The 19,323-nt window shown below is 41.7% G+C and carries 15 protein-coding genes; 14 read left to right on the top strand and 1 reads right to left on the bottom strand.

Annotated elements, in window-relative coordinates:
* The first annotated feature begins 4 nt into the window (after positions 1-4).
* From FZC76_RS18175 to FZC76_RS18220, 10 genes are all read left to right on the top strand, one after another.
* Positions 5-1,018: an ABC transporter ATP-binding protein gene (locus FZC76_RS18175; protein ID WP_148989594.1), complete on the top strand. Its 1,014-nt coding sequence runs from the start codon at positions 5-7 to the stop codon at positions 1,016-1,018.
* On the top strand, positions 1,011-2,024 hold the full coding sequence (locus tag FZC76_RS18180) for an ABC transporter ATP-binding protein (RefSeq protein ID WP_148989595.1): 1,014 nt from the start codon (positions 1,011-1,013) through the stop codon (positions 2,022-2,024). The genes FZC76_RS18175 and FZC76_RS18180 overlap by 8 nt, the downstream gene beginning before the upstream one ends.
* 733 nt (positions 2,025-2,757) lie before the next feature.
* Positions 2,758-4,395 (top strand): glutathione ABC transporter substrate-binding protein, encoded by a 1,638-nt coding sequence (locus FZC76_RS18185; RefSeq protein ID WP_148989596.1) that lies wholly within the window; start codon positions 2,758-2,760, stop codon positions 4,393-4,395.
* Between the two features lie 66 nt (positions 4,396-4,461).
* Positions 4,462-5,385, top strand: a complete 924-nt coding sequence (gene nikB / locus FZC76_RS18190; RefSeq protein ID WP_148989597.1) for a nickel ABC transporter permease — start codon at positions 4,462-4,464, stop codon at positions 5,383-5,385.
* A gap of 19 nt (positions 5,386-5,404) precedes the next feature.
* Entirely contained in the window at positions 5,405-6,964 is a 1,560-nt protein-coding gene (locus tag FZC76_RS18195; RefSeq protein ID WP_148989598.1) for an ABC transporter permease subunit, read from the top strand.
* 15 nt (positions 6,965-6,979) lie between these two features.
* The gene (locus FZC76_RS18200) at positions 6,980-7,963 is read left to right on the top strand and encodes an ABC transporter ATP-binding protein (RefSeq protein ID WP_148989599.1); all 984 of its coding nucleotides are present in this window, start codon (positions 6,980-6,982) and stop codon (positions 7,961-7,963) included.
* A complete protein-coding gene (locus FZC76_RS18205) occupies positions 7,960-8,958 on the top strand; it encodes an ABC transporter ATP-binding protein (protein ID WP_148989600.1) in 999 nt (332 codons plus the stop codon). Before FZC76_RS18200 ends, FZC76_RS18205 begins: the two co-directional genes overlap by 4 nt.
* Complete coding sequence (locus tag FZC76_RS18210) at positions 8,952-11,333, top strand: cyanophycinase (RefSeq protein WP_148989601.1); 2,382 nt, start codon at positions 8,952-8,954, stop codon at positions 11,331-11,333. The genes FZC76_RS18205 and FZC76_RS18210 overlap by 7 nt, the downstream gene beginning before the upstream one ends.
* 27 nt (positions 11,334-11,360) lie before the next feature.
* Positions 11,361-12,530 (top strand): beta-aspartyl-peptidase, encoded by a 1,170-nt coding sequence (gene iadA, locus FZC76_RS18215; RefSeq protein ID WP_148989602.1) that lies wholly within the window; start codon positions 11,361-11,363, stop codon positions 12,528-12,530.
* Positions 12,531-12,598: 68 nt separating this feature from the next.
* Positions 12,599-14,668 (top strand): sigma-54 interaction domain-containing protein, encoded by a 2,070-nt coding sequence (locus tag FZC76_RS18220; protein ID WP_148989603.1) that lies wholly within the window; start codon positions 12,599-12,601, stop codon positions 14,666-14,668.
* Positions 14,669-14,706: 38 nt separating this feature from the next.
* Here the strand turns inward: FZC76_RS18220 and FZC76_RS18225 are convergent, their stop codons facing one another.
* On the bottom strand, positions 14,707-14,889 hold the full coding sequence (locus FZC76_RS18225) for a hypothetical protein (protein WP_148989604.1): 183 nt from the start codon (positions 14,887-14,889) through the stop codon (positions 14,707-14,709).
* Positions 14,890-15,243: 354 nt separating this feature from the next.
* On the opposite strand from FZC76_RS18225, the gene FZC76_RS18230 reads away from it, so the two are divergent.
* From FZC76_RS18230 to FZC76_RS18245, 4 genes are all read left to right on the top strand, one after another.
* Positions 15,244-16,665, top strand: coding sequence for an alanine/glycine:cation symporter family protein (locus FZC76_RS18230; RefSeq protein ID WP_148989605.1), 1,422 nt, complete (start codon positions 15,244-15,246; stop codon positions 16,663-16,665).
* Positions 16,666-17,461: 796 nt separating this feature from the next.
* Complete coding sequence (locus FZC76_RS18235; RefSeq protein WP_148989606.1) at positions 17,462-18,259, top strand: AraC family transcriptional regulator; 798 nt, start codon at positions 17,462-17,464, stop codon at positions 18,257-18,259.
* A gap of 73 nt (positions 18,260-18,332) precedes the next feature.
* A complete protein-coding gene (locus FZC76_RS18240) occupies positions 18,333-18,737 on the top strand; it encodes a DUF1761 domain-containing protein (RefSeq protein ID WP_262372730.1) in 405 nt (134 codons plus the stop codon).
* Between the two features lie 26 nt (positions 18,738-18,763).
* Positions 18,764-19,273 carry a DinB family protein gene (locus tag FZC76_RS18245; RefSeq protein ID WP_148989608.1) on the top strand — a complete coding sequence of 170 codons (510 nt, stop codon included), beginning with the start codon at positions 18,764-18,766 and terminating at the stop codon, positions 19,271-19,273.
* Positions 19,274-19,323 lie beyond the last annotated feature (50 nt).

Raw genomic sequence — 19,323 nt, forward strand, 5'->3', positions numbered from 1 at the left:
AAAAATGACAACAGCTAAAAGCGAGCACATATTAGAAGTAAAAGATTTAAGAACTTCTTTTTTCACTGATGAAGGAGAAGTCAAAGCAGTTGATGGTGTAGATTTTTCTATTGAAAAAGGGAAAACACTAGGAGTTGTAGGAGAGTCAGGATCTGGTAAAAGTATTACCTCTCTTTCTATCATGCGTCTTGGTGCTGGGAAAATTATCGGTGGTGAAATTGTATTTAAAGGTGAAAACCTTTTGGATAAATCGAAAAAAGAGATGATGAATCTTCGAGGAAATAATATCTCAATGATTTTCCAAGAACCAATGACGTCACTTAACCCGACATTAACCTGTGGAGAGCAAATTGCGGAATCGGTTCGCATTCACCAAAAACTTGGGCGGAAGGCTGCATGGGTGAAAGCAGTGGATATGCTCCGCTTAGTTGGCATCCCATCTCCTGAAAAACGTGCAAAACAATATCCATTTGAACTATCAGGTGGTATGCGTCAACGTGTCATGATTGCGATTGCGCTTGCCTGTAACCCGGAACTATTGATTGCCGATGAACCGACGACTGCTTTGGATGTAACCATTCAAGCCCAAATTCTTGATTTGATGAAAAAATTGCAAGATGAGCTTGGGACGTCGCTTATGCTGATTACCCATGACCTTGGTGTTGTAGCTGAAATGTGTGACAAGGTAGCGGTAATGTATTGCGGTAAAGTGGTAGAATATGCGGATGTTCAAACCATCTTTTCAAGCCCGAAACATCCGTATACTGTTGGTCTATTAAACTCTGTTCCAAAGCATGATCAGGATGTAGAAGGAGATCTATCAGTTATTGATGGGTCTGTACCAAGTCCTTTCAATCTGCCACAAGGATGCCGCTTTGCCCCTCGTTGTCCGCATGCGAAAGACATTTGTCACAGCAGTTTGCCGGAGCTGAAGGAAACAGAAGACGGCGATCAGGTTCGTTGCTGGATCTATACAGAGAAGTGGGAAGATGAGGAGGTTGCTGCTAGCCATGAGTAATCAAACATTATTAGAAGTAAGAAACCTTAAACAATACTTTCCTATTAAAGGTGGAATCTTCGGAAGAACGGTTAACCATGTCAAAGCAGTAGATGACATCAGTTTTTCCGTGAAGGAAGGGGAAACAGTAAGTATCGTTGGAGAGTCCGGTTGTGGAAAATCCACAACAGGTCGCGCAATCCTACGTCTGGATAATCCTTATTCCGGAGAAGTAAGTTTCCAAGGGGAAGATTTACTTGCTTTAAACAAATCTCAGATGAGAAAAAAACGTAAGGATCTGCAAATTATTTTCCAAGATCCGTATGCTTCATTAAACCCTCGTCAAACAGTAAGCCAGATTTTAGAGGAAGCATTAGAAATTCAAAATGTTGTGCCTCGAAAAGACCGTCGCAAAAAAATCGTCGAATTGCTTGAAACGGTTGGAATTGGTGCTCACCAGGTTGACCGTCACCCACATGAATTCAGTGGAGGGCAACGTCAGCGTATTGGGATAGCGCGGGCATTATCGGTGGACCCGAAGTTGATTGTATGTGATGAAGCTGTATCTGCATTGGATGTATCGATCCAGGCGCAGGTGTTGAACCTGTTGAAAAGATTACAACGTGAGTATAACTTGACGTATCTGTTTATCTCCCACGACCTTGGGGTTGTACGTCATATTTCCGATAGAATCATTGTTATGTATTTAGGTAAAATTGTAGAAGTCGCTGATAAGGATGCCCTTTTTGCAAATCCACAGCATCCTTATACAAAAGCGTTACTATCTGCAATTCCAAGTACCGATCTTGGCAAGAAGAAAGAGCGCATCATTTTAAAAGGAGATGTTCCTTCTCCAATTGATCCGCCTGCAGGATGTCGCTTCCATACGCGTTGTCCTTATGCATTCGATCGTTGCAGAACGGAAGAACCAAAGCTTCATGGAATTCCTGGTGTAAGCCAACAATCTGCCTGCCACTTGGTGGAAGACGGAGCAGTTGATTTCTCTCAATTGAAGGCAAATTATTAATAGTTTTTTGGAAAGGCCACTCTCAGAAGTTGTTGGGGGTGGTTTTTTGTGTTTGAGATTTTGTATGACGCCCGGTTAGAGTGAAAAAGCAGAGGAGCGGTAGTCATAGGAGATGTATGACGACCGGTGAGAGGGAAAAAGCAGAGGAGTGGTCGTCATAGGGAGTGTATGACGACCGGTAAGGGGGAAAAAGCAGAGGAGCGGTCGTCATAGGAGGTGTATGACGCCCGGTGAGGGGGAAAAAGCAGAGGAGCGGTCGTCATAGGAGGTGTATGACGCCCGGTGAGGGGGAAAAAGCAGAGGAGCGGTCGTCATAGGAGGTGTATGACGCCCGGTGAGGGGGAAAAAGCAGAGGAGCGGTCGTCATAGGAGGTGTATGACGACCGGTGAGAGGGAAAAAGCAGAGGAGTGGTCGTCATAGGGAGTGTATGACGACCGGTGAGAGTGAAAAAGCAGTGGTCCAGTCGTCATAGAAGCTATTCAAAGTCCTTTGACATGCTTTTCATATCTCCAGTCCCAATTCAATTTCACCAAAAACCACCAAAAAACAACCCAAACACACAATGTCACCCAAAAAACACCCAATTAAAGCAACCAAAAGAATTTCCCCACCCCACCCCCCCCATACTGCACCTTTCGTATAAATTTTTTGAATATTCTATTCTTGGCACGCTTTTTGCATCTATCACTAATGAGAATAAAAACATAATTCAAAAAGGGGAGAATCAACTGTATGCAAAGGCAATTACCAAAACAGAGTAAAGCAAAATGGATGATGCAGTATTTATTAATAATCTGTCTACTTTTTCTTGCAGCGTGTAGTTCGAACACAACCACTAATAACAGTAGCAATGCGCAACCTGACCAAAGCACGAATGAAAACAATACACCAGAAGAAACAACAGAAGCTAGTGGCGAGTTAACAGTCGGTATTGAAGCAGAACCAACGTCCTTAGATCCGTTCAACTCAACTGATGGAAACTCTGCGACTGTTCAGAGTACGATGTTTGAAGGATTCCTTCGTTTTGATGAAAAGATGAATCTTATCCCTGTCCTAGCCACAGAATACAACTTTAATGAAGATGCAACGGAAATTACATTCACTCTTCAGCAAGGTGTTAAGTTTCATGATGGGACAGATTTCAATGCTGAAGTGGCAAAAGAGAATCTCGACTTTGTCCGTGATGAGGAAAATGGCTTAGCTCGTGCATCCTTTTTCTCTTTTATCAGTGAAGTGACAGTAAATGATGAATACAGCATCACGATTAAGTCGGAAGAGCCTAACTCTGCAATGGCATCTTACATGGCACACTCTTCTGCATCTTTCAAATCACCGGAAGAATTGAAAAAGAAGAAAGAAGACCCTGATTATAACTTAGACCGTAATCCAGTAGGCACCGGACCATTCAAATTCCAAGAGTGGAAGGACAGCGAGCAGATTGTTGTCACAAAAAATGAAAACTATTGGAATGCACAAGAAGAGCCAAAAGTTGAAAGCATCACTTTCCTTCCAATTGTTGAAGCGAGCACTCGTGTCAATAAGCTGAAAACAGGAGAGGTGGATGTAATCTTCCCAATCCCTACGCTTAATGCAAAAGAACTTGAACAGGAAGAGAACGTTGATTTATATGTTGGATCATCTACAAACGTTTTCTATATCGGAATGAATTTTCAAGAGGAGAAATACCAAGATCTAAAAGTTCGTCAAGCGATGAACCATGCCGTGGATAAAGATGGGCTTATTGCGCAAATTGCAGACGGATATGCACAAGTGGCGGATTCCGCTATCGCTCCTGCTGTTTATGGATATGCAGGGCAAAATGTATATGAACATGACAAGGAACTTGCAAAAGAATTACTGAAAGAAGCAGGAATGGAAGAAGGATTCAAAGCAACATTATGGACAAGAAATACAACGGAATTCGTTTCTGTTGCAGAGTACGTTGCCATTCAATTGAAAGAGATTGGCATTGATGTGGAAGTACAGGCATTTGAAAGTGGTACCCTTTTTGAAATGTTAGATGCAGGGGAAAAGACAGATCTTTGGATTGGACGCTGGTCACCGGGAACAGGTGAGGCTGATTATGGATTGCGACCAAACTTTGCATCTGATCGTGTACCGCCAAACTTCAATAACTCAGGCTTTTATATTAATGAAGAATTGGACGGCCTGTTTGACGATGCCCTTCGTACGCCTGACCAGGAACAAGCATTATCCATTTATGGGGATATTCAAATGAAAATTTATGAGGACGCTCCGTGGGTATTCTTGCATATTCCGGACACTATCATTGCAAAAGGGAAAGATGTGAATGGTATTTATGTTCTTCCTTCAGGGGGAGTACATCTTAATTTAGTAGAAAAACAATAATATAAAATGGACTCATAGGAACTGAGAAACCTATGAGTCTACTCTTTATAAGAAGAGGTGGACTGCATGATTCAATTTGCAATTAGAAGAATTATTGGCATAATTCCTATTTTACTTATCATTACGATTATTGCTTTTTTATTTGTGCACTTAACTCCTGGAGATCCGATACGAATCATGTACGGAGCGGAGTTGGATCAAGAAACGTACCAGACTTTGAGAGCGAAGGAAGGATTCGATCAACCGCTGATCGTCCAGTACGGTACCTATATGTATAACATGTTGGTAAACGGGGATTTTGGGTCTTCCTACCGGACAAAAACGGAAGTGTCCTCAGAAATCGTAAGGCGGTTTGGCTTTACATTTACCTTAACGATGCTTGCCATGTTCTGGGCAATCCTTATTGGGATTTTTGTTGGAATCATTTCCGCTACGAAAAGAAATACGGTGTGGGACCGGCTTGGAATGGTATCTGCTATTACAGCGCTAAGTGTACCTGAGTTCTGGTTCGGTCTGATGGTCATGCAGATATTTGCTGTGCAGCTTGGGTGGTTTCCGACAAGTGGAAGCGGAACATTTGCTCATATATTCCTCCCGTCCATCACGCTGGGATTTGGGGTAGCTGCCACCATCGTAAGGTTTACTAGGTCAAGTGTTCTGGAGGTAATGCGGGAGGACTATGTAAGGACTGCCAGAGCAAAAGGTCAGAAAGAATCGGTTGTTGTGTGGAGTCACGTGTTAAGAAATGCACTCATCCCTGTTGTAACTATGACAGGACTTCAGTTTGGATTCCTCATTGGGGGAGCTGTAGTAGTGGAACAAGTATTTGCTTGGCCAGGACTAGGGTCATACCTTGTCGACTCCATTCTCGCAAGGGATTATCCGGTCATCCAGGCACTAATCTTACTGTTCTCTTTTCAGTTTTTAGTAGTCAATCTATTAGTGGATATAAGTTACGGGTTTCTGAACCCTCAGATTAGATACGATTAATAGTAAAGGAGACAAAACTATGGGCAAAAAAATGCACACCTCGTATTCTCCTTTCAAGGTGTTCCTTCATAAATTTATCAAACAGCGATTTGCTTTTGTCGCGTTTATCATTGTTGCTTTCATTGTGCTTGTTGGCGTTTTTGGTTCGTTTATTGCCCCGTTTGATCCGTATCGCCCTGTCACACTTCAATATGAAGAAAAAGGCATCGATTCAGAGAATTTAACAAGTCAACAAGTAGAATTTAAAGGGGTTTTAAGTGATGGAAGTACTATTGCTGGCTCCGATTTAGAAAGGGTCAACGTTGAAAGTGAAGATAGAAGAATTGCCTCCATCAGAAAAATGACAGATGGTGTGACAATAACAGCCAATACTTCTGGAACTACCAGCACAACCATTGAAAGTGAAGGAGTTCGGTCTCTGGTAGGAGTCAGCGTATCGGATGATTCGGAAAAAATAGAGCCAAGCATTATTCGGATAGAAGCCGAGCAACCGAATGAAATAATGAGTAGAGGCGATAGATACTCCATTAACCTAAAGGCGATTTTTTCAGATGGAAGCTCCATCAATGGGTTAGATGAAATAAATGCTTTCCTATTGGATGGAAAGGATGAAAAGGAAAGTACCAATCAAGGAAGTGGCTTTGTGTCTGCGGGAAGTTCTGAGGAAAGTGACGGGGGAATCGAGTTCCTGTCCCTTGATGAGGAGCTCGCAACTGTTTCCAAAGAAGGGCTTGTCACTTTAAAAGGGCAGGGGGACGCGCTAATACAAGTTGTAGCTGGTACAGTCTCCTCGGTTGTGCATCTTCCGGTAGGGGTGGATGAGATTACACCTAGGCTGGTTTCTATTATACCGGAAACAGCAGAAGTGAGTTTAGTAGACATCTACAAGCATCAACCACCTTCTTCCCTTCATTTCTTTGGGACAGATCACCAGAACCGAGATATCTTCAGCAGAGTGGTCATGGGGACAAGAGAAACGCTTATTATCGGCTTTGTTTCTGTTGCCATCGGTGCTGTGATTGGAACGGCGCTGGGTTTGATAGCTGGCTATTATGGAGGCAAAACAGATAGTTTGATTACCAGGTTTACTGACATTCTTCTCGCATTTCCGGGGATTTTACTCGCAATTGCTGTAATTGCCTTCCTCGGTGCAGGACTTACAAATATTATTTTTGCGGTGGCGGTCTTCACCATTCCTATTTTTATAAGGATTGTAAGGGGAAGTACGCTTGCGTTAAAAGAAATGACTTATGTGGAAGCCGCCCAATCAATCGGAGTTAAGGATAGCGTGATTATCATGAGACATATTTTCCCGGGAACTTTGTCGGTGGTAATGGTTTACTTAACGATGCGGATTGGAGTGGCGATCTTGATCGGTGCAGCACTAAGTTTTCTTGGACTCGGAGGAGACATTACTGCTCCAGAATGGGGTTCTATGTTAAGTGCAGCAAAGGACAATAGTGGAAATGTGTTTCATCCGACGTTTTTCCCTGGACTTGCAATTGTTATTACCGTTCTAAGTTTTAATATTTTGGGAGATGGATTGCGTGATGCGCTTGATCCGAAGTTAAAAGAGTAGGAGGTGGCAACATAGATGGAAAAAGTGCTTGAAATTAAAGATTTAGAGGTTAGCTTTAAAAGTGATGGAAAGCAGTTGAAAGTGGTAAATGGGATATCCTTTGACGTTCATAAGGGAGAAACGCTTGGCATTGTAGGAGAATCTGGTTGTGGAAAGAGTGTCACGTCCTTATCTATCATGAGGCTTTTACCCTCGCCACCAGGAAAAATAACAGGTGGATCCATCCATTACCAAGGAGAAAATCTGCTGATTAAAAAAGAAAAGGATATGCGGAAAATTAGAGGTAACGAGATTTCTATGATTTTCCAAGAACCGATGACATCCCTTAATCCTGTATTTACCATCGGAAAGCAATTGGACGAAGTGTTGCTTTTACATAATGACATGACAAAAAAAGCGGCACGAGAGAGATCGATAGATATGTTGAAACTAGTAGGAATTCCGCGTGCAGAACAAATTTACGTAGCGTATCCCTTTGAGCTCTCCGGTGGAATGCGCCAGCGTGTGATGATTGCCATGGGGCTTGCTTGTCAACCAAAGCTATTAATTGCAGATGAGCCGACAACAGCGTTGGACGTAACCATCCAGGCGCAAATTCTCCACTTAATGAAAGATTTGAAAGAGAAAACCGATACCGCCATCATGCTGATCACTCATGATCTTGGAGTGATTGCAGAAATGTGTGACAGAGTGATAGTTATGTACGCAGGAGAAATCGTGGAGGAAACGGATGTCGATACATTGTTCAATAACCCTAAGCATCCATATACAATTGGACTGTTAGAGTCGATTCCAAAGCTTGGGGAGAAAAGAGACAGACTTCGTTCCATCCCAGGACAGGTTCCGTTGGCTGGGACAATTACAAAAGGTTGCCGTTTTGCTGATCGTTGCAGTAAGACAATTCCATTGTGCAGAGAAGAGGATCCAGAACTGCTAGAAGTAAACAAGGGTCATTCCTGCAGGTGCTGGCTTCATGCGGATAGGAGAGTAACTGTATGAATAAACCGTTGTTAGAAGTAAAAGACCTTAAAATTTATTTTCCGATCAAAAAAGGGATAAGACAAAAGGTTGCATCTTATGTAAAAGCAGTAGACGGTGTTTCTTTTACGATAAATGAAGGAGAGACGCTAGGTTTGGTGGGGGAGTCCGGCTGTGGGAAATCAACAACTGGACGAGGAGTTGCTCAGCTGCTAAAGGTGACAGAAGGTAAGATACAATTCCAGGGGGAGAATTTGCGAGATTTCTCGGTTAAAGAAATGAGAAGCAGGCGCAAAGACATGCAATTGGTATTTCAGGATCCTTATGCATCACTTAATCCTCGACTAACAGTAGAGCAAATCTTAGCTGAGCCTTTAAAGGCACACGGAGTAGAAAGAAACAAACGACGAAAATTAATGGAAGATATCATGGAGGTATGTGGATTAAATAAGAATTATCTTCACCGATATGCCCATGAATTCTCAGGAGGTCAAAGGCAACGTATAGGAATTGCCCGGGCACTTATTTTAAAGCCGAAATTAATTATCGCCGATGAACCAGTCGCGGCTCTAGATGTTTCTATCCAAGCACAAATCTTAAATTTATTAAAAGATTTGCAAGAAGGATTTGGGCTGACCTATCTATTTATCTCCCACGATTTAAGTGTTGTTCAGCATTTATGTAATCGGGTGGCGGTGATGTATTTAGGTAGAATCGTAGAGATAGGTGAAGCGGATAAAATCTTTGAAAAGAGGCTTCATCCCTATACGGAATCATTGATTGATGCCATCCCTATTTCCAACCCGAGAGAGCGAAAGGAAAGAAACATTCTTCAAGGTGATGTCCCTTCTCCGGTGGACCCGCCCAAAGGCTGTGCGTTTGTAGGGAGATGTCCGAAAGTAATGGCACAATGTCATACCGAACGTCCTGAGTTGTTAGAACACTCCGCTGGTCACCAGGTCGCCTGTCACTTGTATTCTCTGGAAAATAAAACAATGGAGGTATCCTCATGCTGAGAAAGCAGTGGAAACGTTTAACGAAGATGCTTGCTGTTTTGCTATGTGGTGCTTTATTATTTCCTGCAACAAGCGGTTATGCAAAGCCTTCCCATGTCCATAATACCGATTTGAAAGAATTGATCGTGCTTAACGGACATTTGGAGGGTGAGTTTAGCACGGAGGTAAAAGAATACACTGTAAAAACTAACGATGAAAAACTGTTGTTGTCGATTACCCCAGTGGCTGTAAATGCTAAGGTGGCGGTAAATGGAAAAAGAGTAAATCATCGCAAAGTAGTGAAAGTGGAGGTGCCGTCAAGTAAGGTAAGAGTAAAAATCGATGTTGCGACTCCTAAGGGAATAAAAGATACGTACACGCTATTTGTTGAAAAAGGTCCAGATTATGATTTGAAAGATGTTACGCTTTTTCAAAATGGAGATGGCTCCGTTATTGAAGATTATCAGCTGGGCTTTCAAAAGGCAGAAGTGATGGAAGGTGTAAAGGCGTATTTAATGTTTTATTCCAAAAAAGACTTTTATGAAGTTTGGGATTATATGAATAGGTTGACGCCAGAACAAATAGAACAGCATCTGACCTCCCGGGAAGAGGGGGAGAATAAAGACAAAATTTATAAAATTTCTAATCTGAGCTACGCAGATGGAGTGGGAAATACCTTTCGATCAGGGCAGGTAGATGTAATCACAGGAAAGCCTTTGAATGTAGGCGATTATCACGCATATGCAGCAACACTTGGAGAGGATGGAGTATTGGGAATGACAGAGGCAGACCGAACCATCAGCATTAATCCTTACCCTACTAATGTTGAACTGCTGGGTAGCGGAGGGAAGATTGAAAATTATTCCGTGACTTTTAAACAAGCTGATGATGAAAAAGTCACTCACTATTTTTTATTTTACTCTTCAAAAGGACTGACAAAACTGGTGGAGCCCATTATTAGCGGAGAGAATGTGGAATCTCTTGAAAAGCTAGAAAGAGATAATAGAGGGAAATTACTTTCTCTAAATGAGACTGGAAATGAACCAGTTTCCTTTGCTCCTAATCAAAAGACAATCGAGGGAGACACATTAAGCAATGGGCTGTATTATGCCTATGTGACTGCAGTGAGCGAAGAAAAAGTGCTTGGATCTAGTAAATCTATTAAGATGATAAACACCAACTCTATGCCTGTACCTTTGGAAACAATCGGGGACGGTGTAGGCACGGTGCTTCCTGCTGGAGGTTCCACAGGGGATACGGATGCATATTTCAACGCAATACGAGAAGCTGCGGGTGTGGAGCGTCCGAGAATCGCCATTTTTAATAGTTCAAGAGATTCTGTAGACGTTGCGTACGACCATTTTCACCTTGATGATGGACCTTATTTGGCTCTTGAAACCGAGTTTAGAAACAGGGGCTTTGAACCGGTATATATTCCTTTGGCAGTAGACACCTTCGATTTTGTCGCTAATAACGAGTATTTCGTTAATCTTGTGAAAAGCAGTCATGTAGTGATGCTTCAGGGTGGAGATCAAATGAAGCATGCAAGGTCGTTGCTTGAAGATGAGGGAACGGCGACTCCGCTTATGGATGCCATTCGATTTGTGTATAACAATGGCGGCGTGGTAGCAGGAACAAGTGCAGGTGCACATGTCATGAGTAACCCAATGTTTGGTGTGGGGAGGAGTTTTGAAGCGTTAGTGATCAATGATACGGAATTGAAAACCGTCGCTGATGTACCGTTAACAGGCTTTCTTGATCCAACTCTTAAAGACAATAATTTTCAGATTCCAGGGCTTGGCCTTGTTGAAAACATCCTAACCGACACGCACTTTGATATGCGTGGCAGACTCGGGCGTTTGCTTGTCGCAATGCGAGATACAGGCCATGAAATCGGTGTGGGCTTGGATGAGGGAACTGCACTTGAGGTAAAAGGTGATATTGGTAAAGTGGTAGGAGAGAATGGTGTATGGATTCTTGATGCGAGTGGTGCAACCTTCAATGAACAAGGTACATCCCCAGGATTTGAAGTAGATAATGTCATTGTGCATTACTTGACGGAAGGAGATATCTTCAACATGGTTACAAAAGAAGTCATCCCTGCTGGAAATAAAAAAGAAGTGGATCGAAGTGACGCCACTCCTTATCAAAGCCCTAACCTATTCAGCGGAGAATATGAATCTACGAAATCCCTGCTCTCTTTTGCTAAAAGTACAGAAACAGAACAGGTCACCACTGTAAAAGGTGATGCATCTGATCCGGTTTTTGCGTTACAATGGGAAAAGGGAGATATTTCTAAATACTACCAAAGTGATGTAGACTATGAGCCTAAAGCCTTAGCATCTTATAAAAAAGGAACGGTCACAAATATTAGATTATCACTTTGGGTGGAATAGGATGAAAAACTGAAGGAGACTTCTTACATGATTAAGTTATTGAAAAACGGGACCGTTTACAGCCCTGATTATCTAGGGAAAAAAGACATATTAATTGTCGATAAAAGAATTGCGGCCATAGAGGACAGCATACAATTTGAAGAATCAGCCCATATAGAAGTACTCGATATCACAGGCCAGTTAGTGGTGCCAGGCTTCATAGATAACCATGTCCACATCATGGGGGGCGGCGGAGAAGGCAGTTATCGTACCCGCACCCCTGAACTTGTGTTGTCGGATGCGATTAAAGGTGGAATCACCACCCTTGTTGGGGTTATTGGGACAGATGGAACTACACGGACAATGACAAGCCTTATTGCAAAAGCAAAAGCGTTAAAAGAAGAAGGAATTAGTTGCTATGTTCACACAGGGTCCTATCAAGTTCCCGTCAAAACACTGACGGGAATGGTTGAAGATGACCTCATTTTAATCGAAGAGATTATCGGAGTTGGGGAGATAGCGATTGCCGATCACCGTTCTTCTCAGCCTAGTTACGAGGAAATCGCAAAAATCGCAGCAGCTGCACGGGTCGGCGGCATGCTTTCTGGCAAAGCAGGAATCGTTAATATGCATTTAGGAGACAGTGTTAGCAAACTATCGATTTTAAAAGAGGTTATTGAAAAAACGGATATCCCAGTCCGTCAATTCTTGCCTACACATATCAATCGTAATCGAGAGTTATTTGAAGCGGGAATAGAACATGCCAAAAGAGGCGGCTATGTAGACTTTACCACTTCAAGTATCGCGAAATTCCTTGAACAAGGTGAAACGAAATGCAGTGTAGGTTTGAAAGAGATGCTCAATAAAGGAGTGCCAATCGGGCAGATTACATTTTCTTCAGATGGTCAGGCAAGCTTGCCGGAGTTTGATGAAAATGGAGAATTCATAGGCTTGCAATTAGGAAGGGTCACATCCCTATATAAAGAAGTGAAAGACGCTATCTTAGAGGAAGGGGTCCAACCTGCTGATGCATTGAAAGTTATTACAGAGAACCCTGCTAAAGTATTGCGCTTAGCATCCAAAGGAACACTTGAAGTAGGTAAGGATGCCGATCTTGTTATCTTAAATGATTCGTCATTTGAGGTGGAGTCAGTTATTGCACTTGGACAAAAAATGATGTGGAATAAAAAACTGCTTGTAAAAGGAACATTCGAGTAAGTTATAATAGTAGAAAAACACTGTTTCCTAAAAGGACAGTGTTTTTCTATAGATGGAGGTATGTGGGGATGGGGATAAAAGTAAGAGAACTGACGCTGTTAGCCGGGTCAGAAGAAACGAGAAGAACACTTGATAACCAATTGAACGAAATCGTCGGCGATTTTATCCGAATTCGCAGTTATTCCGTTGATGCCCACAAAGTCACAAAGGTACACAATCAACTGATTATTTTATCCTCCCATTTAATAGAAGAGGAAGCCAAAGAATATATTGGAGACAATTGTACAGTACTAGTAGCGAGGCGAATTGTTAACTTCCTTAATATTGATAAAATATACAGCGTTGCAAGTGGCGAAAAAGTACTATATGTGAACGACTTTCCAGAAACGGTCCAGGAAGCGATCTCTTCCTTCGAAATTCTTGGAATTAATCATCTTCAATTGATCCCCTATTTCCCTGGCAAAAAGGACGAAGAACAAATAAAAATTGCTATTACTCCGGGTGAACTTGACCTCGTACCTCCATATGTGGAAGAAGTGATCAATATAGGTCCAAGGCTTATCGACATTACGACCATTATTACAATATTAAACAGGCTGGGCCTTTTAGAAGAAAAACAGGATCAGGTTTCTAGTAAATACATAAGTACCATTACAAGATTGAGTAAAAGGTTAGGGGACGCAAACCAGGAAGCGAATAAGATCAGTGATCACCTGAAAAAGGTGGTAAACGGAGTGAATGATGGGATTTTGGCCATTAATCAGCTGGGAAGGATTACAGTCTTTAATGAAATAATGGAACGGTTTCTTCGAATTCCAATGAGGAAAGCGGTCGACAGACATGTTCGCGATGTGATTACCGAACGAAATCTTTATGATTTCATTATGAACAAACGGCAGGAAGAAGCGGACGGTTATTTTACCATCAATGCATTGAGCTTTATGGTCCATCGTTTCATGATAGATCCACAAGGTACGATAGTTGTTACGTTTAAAGATGCAAGTGAAACGATTGAAATGGAAAAGCAATTAAAAAGAGAATTAGTGAAAAAAGGCTTCTATGGAAAATATCATTTCGAGGATATAGTGGGTAGTCATCCAGAATTACTTCGTACAAAGAAAATAGCCCGTAAGCTAGCTAAAACCGAACTAACTATCCTCATACAAGGGGAAAGTGGTACAGGGAAAGAGTTGTTTGCAAGCTCTATCCACAATGCTTCTCCACGTAGCAACGGTCCATTCCTGGCAGTTAATTTCAGTGCCCTTCCAGAAGATCTTGTGGAAAGTGAACTTTTCGGTTATGAAGAAGGTGCATTCTCAGGTGCAAAAAAGGGAGGAAGAAAAGGGCTGTTTGAGCAAGCGAACGGGGGTACCATCTTCTTAGATGAAATAGGAGATATCAGCTTGAAGGTTCAAGCAAGATTACTTCGCGTGCTGCAAGAAAAAGAACTGCTTCGCATAGGAGGGAATAAAATTATTCCGGTGGATGTTCGAGTTGTAGCAGCCACGAACAAGGACTTGCTCTCTTTAATGGAAGAGGGGAAATTCAGAGAAGATTTATATCACCGTTTAAAAGTCTTGTTCTTACAGCTTCCTGCACTTCGTAAACGAAAGGAAGACATCGTACACCTTATACATCACTTCATTCAGCAAAGTGATCAACCATCCATAACACTGGAATTCGAAGTATTAGAGAAACTTAAGGAATATAACTGGTACGGGAATATCCGTGAACTAAAAAACACTCTAGATTATATGCTTGCTGTGTGCGAAGAAAATACGATAAAGGTGGAAGATATACCGAATGAAGGTTTTTTTCAGCAGGCCAAAAAGAGCATAAAGGAAGTAGCTGCTACTATGGAGCCAGCCGAACTTCCGTACATTCCAAATGAATTGAATGAAGAATTGAGCTACTTAGTAGAAATCATCTATCAATTGCAGTCTTCTGGGGAAACAGTCAGCCGGATGAAAATATCGGAAGCAACAAGAAGCGGTAGGAGATTCTTAACTGAACAGCAAGTAAGGACAAGGCTTGAAACTCTAGAAAAGATGGGGTTAATTGAGAAAAAAAGGGGGAGGCAAGGAACAAAGCTGACTGTATTTGGCGAAAAAACCTTCCATATGAAAAAAAGGCAGTAAGTGGAGTTATATATCCACTTACTGCCTATTAAATTGCTTTAGACGCCCATCTTTCTTCTGGTGTTGCTAGGTTTTTTTGTTTGTTGGCTTTTCATTTTTTGTGATCCTTGTGCACTATTAAAGTTCCCTTTGCCGCCTGCTGCCTGCTTCTTTTTATTTTCCAATTGCTTTTTCATCGCTTCTTGCAGACTGATTTTCTTAGGTTCATTACTTTCTGTCATATAGCTTCCTCCTAATGGTCCATGTTAGTAGATTTAGTATAAACCATTTCAGTAAAGAAAGGTAATAAGAATTTATTGGGTTTAATTAGAAAGGGTGAAATTTTGAAAATAGAGAAAGTATTCAATTCAATAATAATTGTTGAAACTATTTTAGCATAGTGATAAAGTTATAAAAGTATTATATAACACTTGTAGAGTTCGCTAACTGGTCTGTAATAACAACAGCCTCAGTGATAAAAGTATTTAATAGGAAAACTTTAAAGCTTTTCTATTAAATATTTTTATGGAGAAACAAATATTGGGAGCGCTACCAATATTGCAAGTGTGGAATCTTACAGAAAAGGTGTGAACATCATGATAGACATAATTATTGAATGGAGTAATAAAATTCTTTGGTCTTATGTTCTTATTGCTTTATTGGTTGGCTTAGGGATTTACTTTTCTTTGAAATCAAAGTTTGTTCAGTTTAGACAGATTGGTGAGATGTTTCGGTTATTAAAAGAGAGCCCGACCTCAAATGAAGCGAAAAAGAGAGTGTCGTCCTTTGGTGCCTTCTGTATCAGTGCGGCAACTCGAATAGGAACAGGTAACCTTGCAGGTGTGGCAATTGCCATCTCTCTTGGAGGTCCTGGTGCTGTATTTTGGATGTGGGTGGTTGCGCTGTTTGGTGCGTCCTTAAGTTTTATTGAAAGTACGCTTGCGCAGGTATACAAGGTAAAGGATAAGAGCGGATTCAAAGGTGGACCAGCCTACTATATGCAAAAGGCAATGGGAGCACGTTGGATGGGTGTTTTATTCGCTGTCTTGATCACGTTCTGTTTTGGGCTGGCATTTACGTCGGTTCAGGCGAACACGATTACCGTCGCGTTTAACGAAGCCTTTGGCGTGAATCGCTTAGTGCTTGGATTAGTACTTACGGCAATTGTAGCTATGGTAATCTTCGGAGGAGTAAAGAGAATTGCCAAAGTTTCACAAGTCGTCGTACCAGTTATGGCTGTTTCTTACCTGTTGTTGGCGCTATATGTCATTGCAATCAATATTGGAGAAATTCCAGGATTAATCGGCGTGATTATCTCAAGTGCCTTTGGCTTTAACGAAGCGGTAGCCGGTGGTATCGGTGCTGCCATTATGAATGGTGTAAAACGTGGACTGTTCTCGAATGAAGCTGGTATGGGTAGTGCTCCGGTTGCAGCGGCAACTGCTGACGTAAGTCATCCTGCCAAACAAGGTTTCATTCAGACACTCGGAGTATTTGTGGATACTATCTTAATTTGTAGTGCAACAGCCTTCATTATACTGCTGGCAGGAATTCCTGGCGGAGAAGAAATGGAAGGAATTGAGTTGACACAGGTGGCGCTAGCTGAACATGTTGGCCCTTGGGCGAGCATCTTCATAGCGATTGCAATTCTATTATTCTGCTTTAGTTCCATTATCGGAAACTATTATTATGGAGAATCCAATATAGAATTTATTAAAGAAAGCAAAACAGCGATAATGATTTTCCGCTTTGCAGTTCTTGGTATGACAGTCTTTGGTTCAGTAGCTAGTCTGAGCATGGTGTGGAATCTCGCAGATTTATTCATGGCATTGATGGCTATTACCAACCTTATAGCATTGGCCTTTATCGGGAAAATTGCTCTTGCTGTTCTGAAGGATTATCTAAAGCAACGTAAAGAAGGAAAAGATCCTGTATTCTATGCGAGTAATATTAAAGGGTTAGAAAATACGGAATGCTGGGAAGATGAGTCGGCAAGTGCTGAGGAAAAAGGTGCATAAATGTTAGATGTAGCTGCGGGATCTATGTGATCCTGTGGCTTTTTTTAGTGTTTAGGTAATCTTCATGCTAATTCTTCATCGTCGTAATGAAGACCTCCGTGACGAGGAAAAAAGAGGAGAGAAGTCCTCATTGCTGTAATGAAGACCTCCGTGAAGAGGAACAAGGAGTAGAGAGGCCCTCATCGCTGTTATCAAGACCTCAGTGACAAGGAAAAAGGGGAAGAGAGGTCCTCATCGCTGTTATCAAGACCTCCGTGACGAGGAAAAAGGAGGAGAGAAGTCCTCATTGCCGTTATGAAGACCTCCGTGACAAGGAACAAGGAGGAGAGAAGTTCTCATTGCTGTAATGAAGACCTCTTTGACGAGGAACAAGGAGGAGAGAAGTTCTCATTGCTGTAATGAAGACCTCCGTGGCGAGGAAAAAAGGGGAGAGAAGTTCTCATTGCTGTAATGAAGACCTCCGTGACAAGGAAAAAGGAGAAGAGAAGTCCTCATCGCTGTAATGAAGACCTCCGTGACGAGGAAAAAGGAGAAGAGAAGTCCTCATCGCTGTAATGAAGACCTCCGTGAAGAGGAACGAGGAGGAGAGAAGTCCTCATCGCTGTAATCAAGACCTCCGTGACAAGGAAAAAGGAGTAGGTAGGTCCTCATTGCCAAGATGAAGACCTTTGTGACAAGTAAGTAAACCAAGAGAAGCCTTCATTCCTTCACTTACCGAGCAAGCGATCTTATAACTCATGATATACTAATATTAATTGAAAGTTATCAGATTTATTTCATAAGAAGGTGAACGCAAATGCTCTATCAATCTAGTAAACCTAACCCAGTTTTAGCCCCGTGGGTGGAGTGTTATTGGCGTGTTCAATTGGATGCAGGACCAACTCCTAAAAATGAAACCATTCTTCCTAATGGAAACATAGAAATGATATTTGCTTTAGATGGAAACTACACGGTGGTGAACCGACAAACCAATAAAGTCCACCAGGCATGGTTATCTGGTATTCAGCATGAACCTTTGCACATTTCATATAAGGGAAAATCAAACTTGATAGGAATAAGGTTTCATCCATACGGTCTTTTTCCTTTTTTACGCCTCCCTGTTAACGAGACGGTAAACTCGGTGGAGCCATTAATAGATGTTACAGGAAAATTGTATGAACAGCTGTATGAACGTATCTCTCAAGCAGCCTCCACGGTAGAAGCATTCTCTATTATAGACCTTTTTTTAAGAAGGAGTATGGATCATGATAAAGTAAAACAGCTTACACTGATGAGAGAGATAACCCGACAGCTGAATGTCCGGCCAGAACAACCGATCTCTAAACTTGCGGACAGATTGGGTGTTTCGCAACGTCATTTGGGTAGGGTTTGTCATGATCATATGGGAGTCACTCCGAAGTTACTGGCAAGGATATTCCGATTTGAAAAGTCGTTCAGCTATTTGTATTCACAAAAAGATGAAGAGGTTTTCAAGGCGTTAATTGACCTCGGATTCTATGATCAATCACATTTTATTAAGGAATTTAAAAGGTTTTCGGGAATGACTCCAGAAGAATATAAGAAGAGGGCAGTAGAGTCTAACAATTTTTTATAAAATGTCCGTTTTTTACAATCCTTACATATGACAATCTTCTATCATAAGTTGGTAGGAGGTGAGAAATGTGGAGATGCAAAATATTTTGGTTGACATCAACTACTGGGCTGTGCTGGTTTCGGCTCTATCAGCTTTTTTCGTTGGCGGGCTTTGGTATACGGTTCTTTTCGGGAAGGCTTGGATGGTGATACATAACTTTACAGAAGACAAATTGAGAAAGTCAGCAGGTAGAGTATTTGGTGGAGCTTTTATTTTGGCTATAATAATTTCTTTTTCATTAGCAATGTTTATTGGCCCTGAAAGTACGGGGAGTTTTGGTTTGTTTGCCGGTTTTATGGCAGGTGCATTCTATGTATCGGCAGCTTTGGGTATCACGTATCTATTTGAGCGTAAACCGTTGAAACTGTTTTTTATTGATGCAGGATATCATATTGTTACTTTTACACTAATGGGTTGGATACTTGGAACATGGTCATGAAAAAATATTGAAGTGGAGATGAAAAGATGGAAGAAATGTTATTTAAGCAATTGCAGTTTGTACGCAAGAGAACCATTGCGGCCCTTGATGCCACAACAGAGCATTTAGCAGATGAGATGCCGGGAAATGTGAAAAACTCAATCAGGTGGAATTTGGGACATATTTTTGTTTCCCAAGATACATTGCTCTATTCGTTCATTGGAGAGGAACACCATGCACCAAAGAATTATCTTGAATTGTTTGCAATGGGTTCAAGCCCTCATCAATGGAAGGAAGAGGGTCCTACCTTGCAAGAGATTAGGGACTATTTAGTTGAACAGCCTAGTCGTATTCAAGAAGACTTCGCTGGGAAACTGGAAGAACCGATTCAACAGCCATTCAAACTGGGGGACCATGAGCTTATAACGCTTGGGGAGCTGCTGAGCTTTGCGATATGGCATGAGGGTTTGCATCAAGGTGCAATTAATACAATCAAGCGGGCAGCTGGGACAGAGGACCTTTGGAGTAAAGTGAAAGAGGAAAATCAGCTCGTATAAAAGAAAGTGAAGTAGGGTGTGGCTTATGTAGTCATACCCTATTTTCTCAA

The organism is Sutcliffiella horikoshii, from assembly GCF_008180725.1.
Lineage (GTDB): Bacteria > Bacillota > Bacilli > Bacillales > Bacillaceae_I > Sutcliffiella_A > Sutcliffiella_A horikoshii_B.

Bases quoted from the DNA above. Each gene is read 5' to 3' on its own strand.
- nikB (WP_148989597.1), top strand. From the start codon at position 4,462: ATGATTCAATTTGCAATTAGAAGAATTATTGGCATAATTCCTATTTTA.
- FZC76_RS18240 (WP_262372730.1), top strand. From the start codon at position 18,333: ATGCAAAATATTTTGGTTGACATCAACTACTGGGCTGTGCTGGTTTCG.
- FZC76_RS18230 (WP_148989605.1), top strand. From the start codon at position 15,244: ATGATAGACATAATTATTGAATGGAGTAATAAAATTCTTTGGTCTTAT.
- FZC76_RS18245 (WP_148989608.1), top strand. From the start codon at position 18,764: ATGGAAGAAATGTTATTTAAGCAATTGCAGTTTGTACGCAAGAGAACC.
- FZC76_RS18210 (WP_148989601.1), top strand. From the start codon at position 8,952: ATGCTGAGAAAGCAGTGGAAACGTTTAACGAAGATGCTTGCTGTTTTG.
- FZC76_RS18235 (WP_148989606.1), top strand. From the start codon at position 17,462: ATGCTCTATCAATCTAGTAAACCTAACCCAGTTTTAGCCCCGTGGGTG.
- FZC76_RS18220 (WP_148989603.1), top strand. From the start codon at position 12,599: ATGGGGATAAAAGTAAGAGAACTGACGCTGTTAGCCGGGTCAGAAGAA.
- FZC76_RS18175 (WP_148989594.1), top strand. From the start codon at position 5: ATGACAACAGCTAAAAGCGAGCACATATTAGAAGTAAAAGATTTAAGA.
- FZC76_RS18195 (WP_148989598.1), top strand. From the start codon at position 5,405: ATGGGCAAAAAAATGCACACCTCGTATTCTCCTTTCAAGGTGTTCCTT.
- iadA (WP_148989602.1), top strand. From the start codon at position 11,361: ATGATTAAGTTATTGAAAAACGGGACCGTTTACAGCCCTGATTATCTA.
- FZC76_RS18205 (WP_148989600.1), top strand. From the start codon at position 7,960: ATGAATAAACCGTTGTTAGAAGTAAAAGACCTTAAAATTTATTTTCCG.
- FZC76_RS18180 (WP_148989595.1), top strand. From the start codon at position 1,011: ATGAGTAATCAAACATTATTAGAAGTAAGAAACCTTAAACAATACTTT.
- FZC76_RS18200 (WP_148989599.1), top strand. From the start codon at position 6,980: ATGGAAAAAGTGCTTGAAATTAAAGATTTAGAGGTTAGCTTTAAAAGT.
- FZC76_RS18185 (WP_148989596.1), top strand. From the start codon at position 2,758: ATGCAAAGGCAATTACCAAAACAGAGTAAAGCAAAATGGATGATGCAG.
- FZC76_RS18225 (WP_148989604.1), bottom strand. From the start codon at position 14,889: ATGACAGAAAGTAATGAACCTAAGAAAATCAGTCTGCAAGAAGCGATG.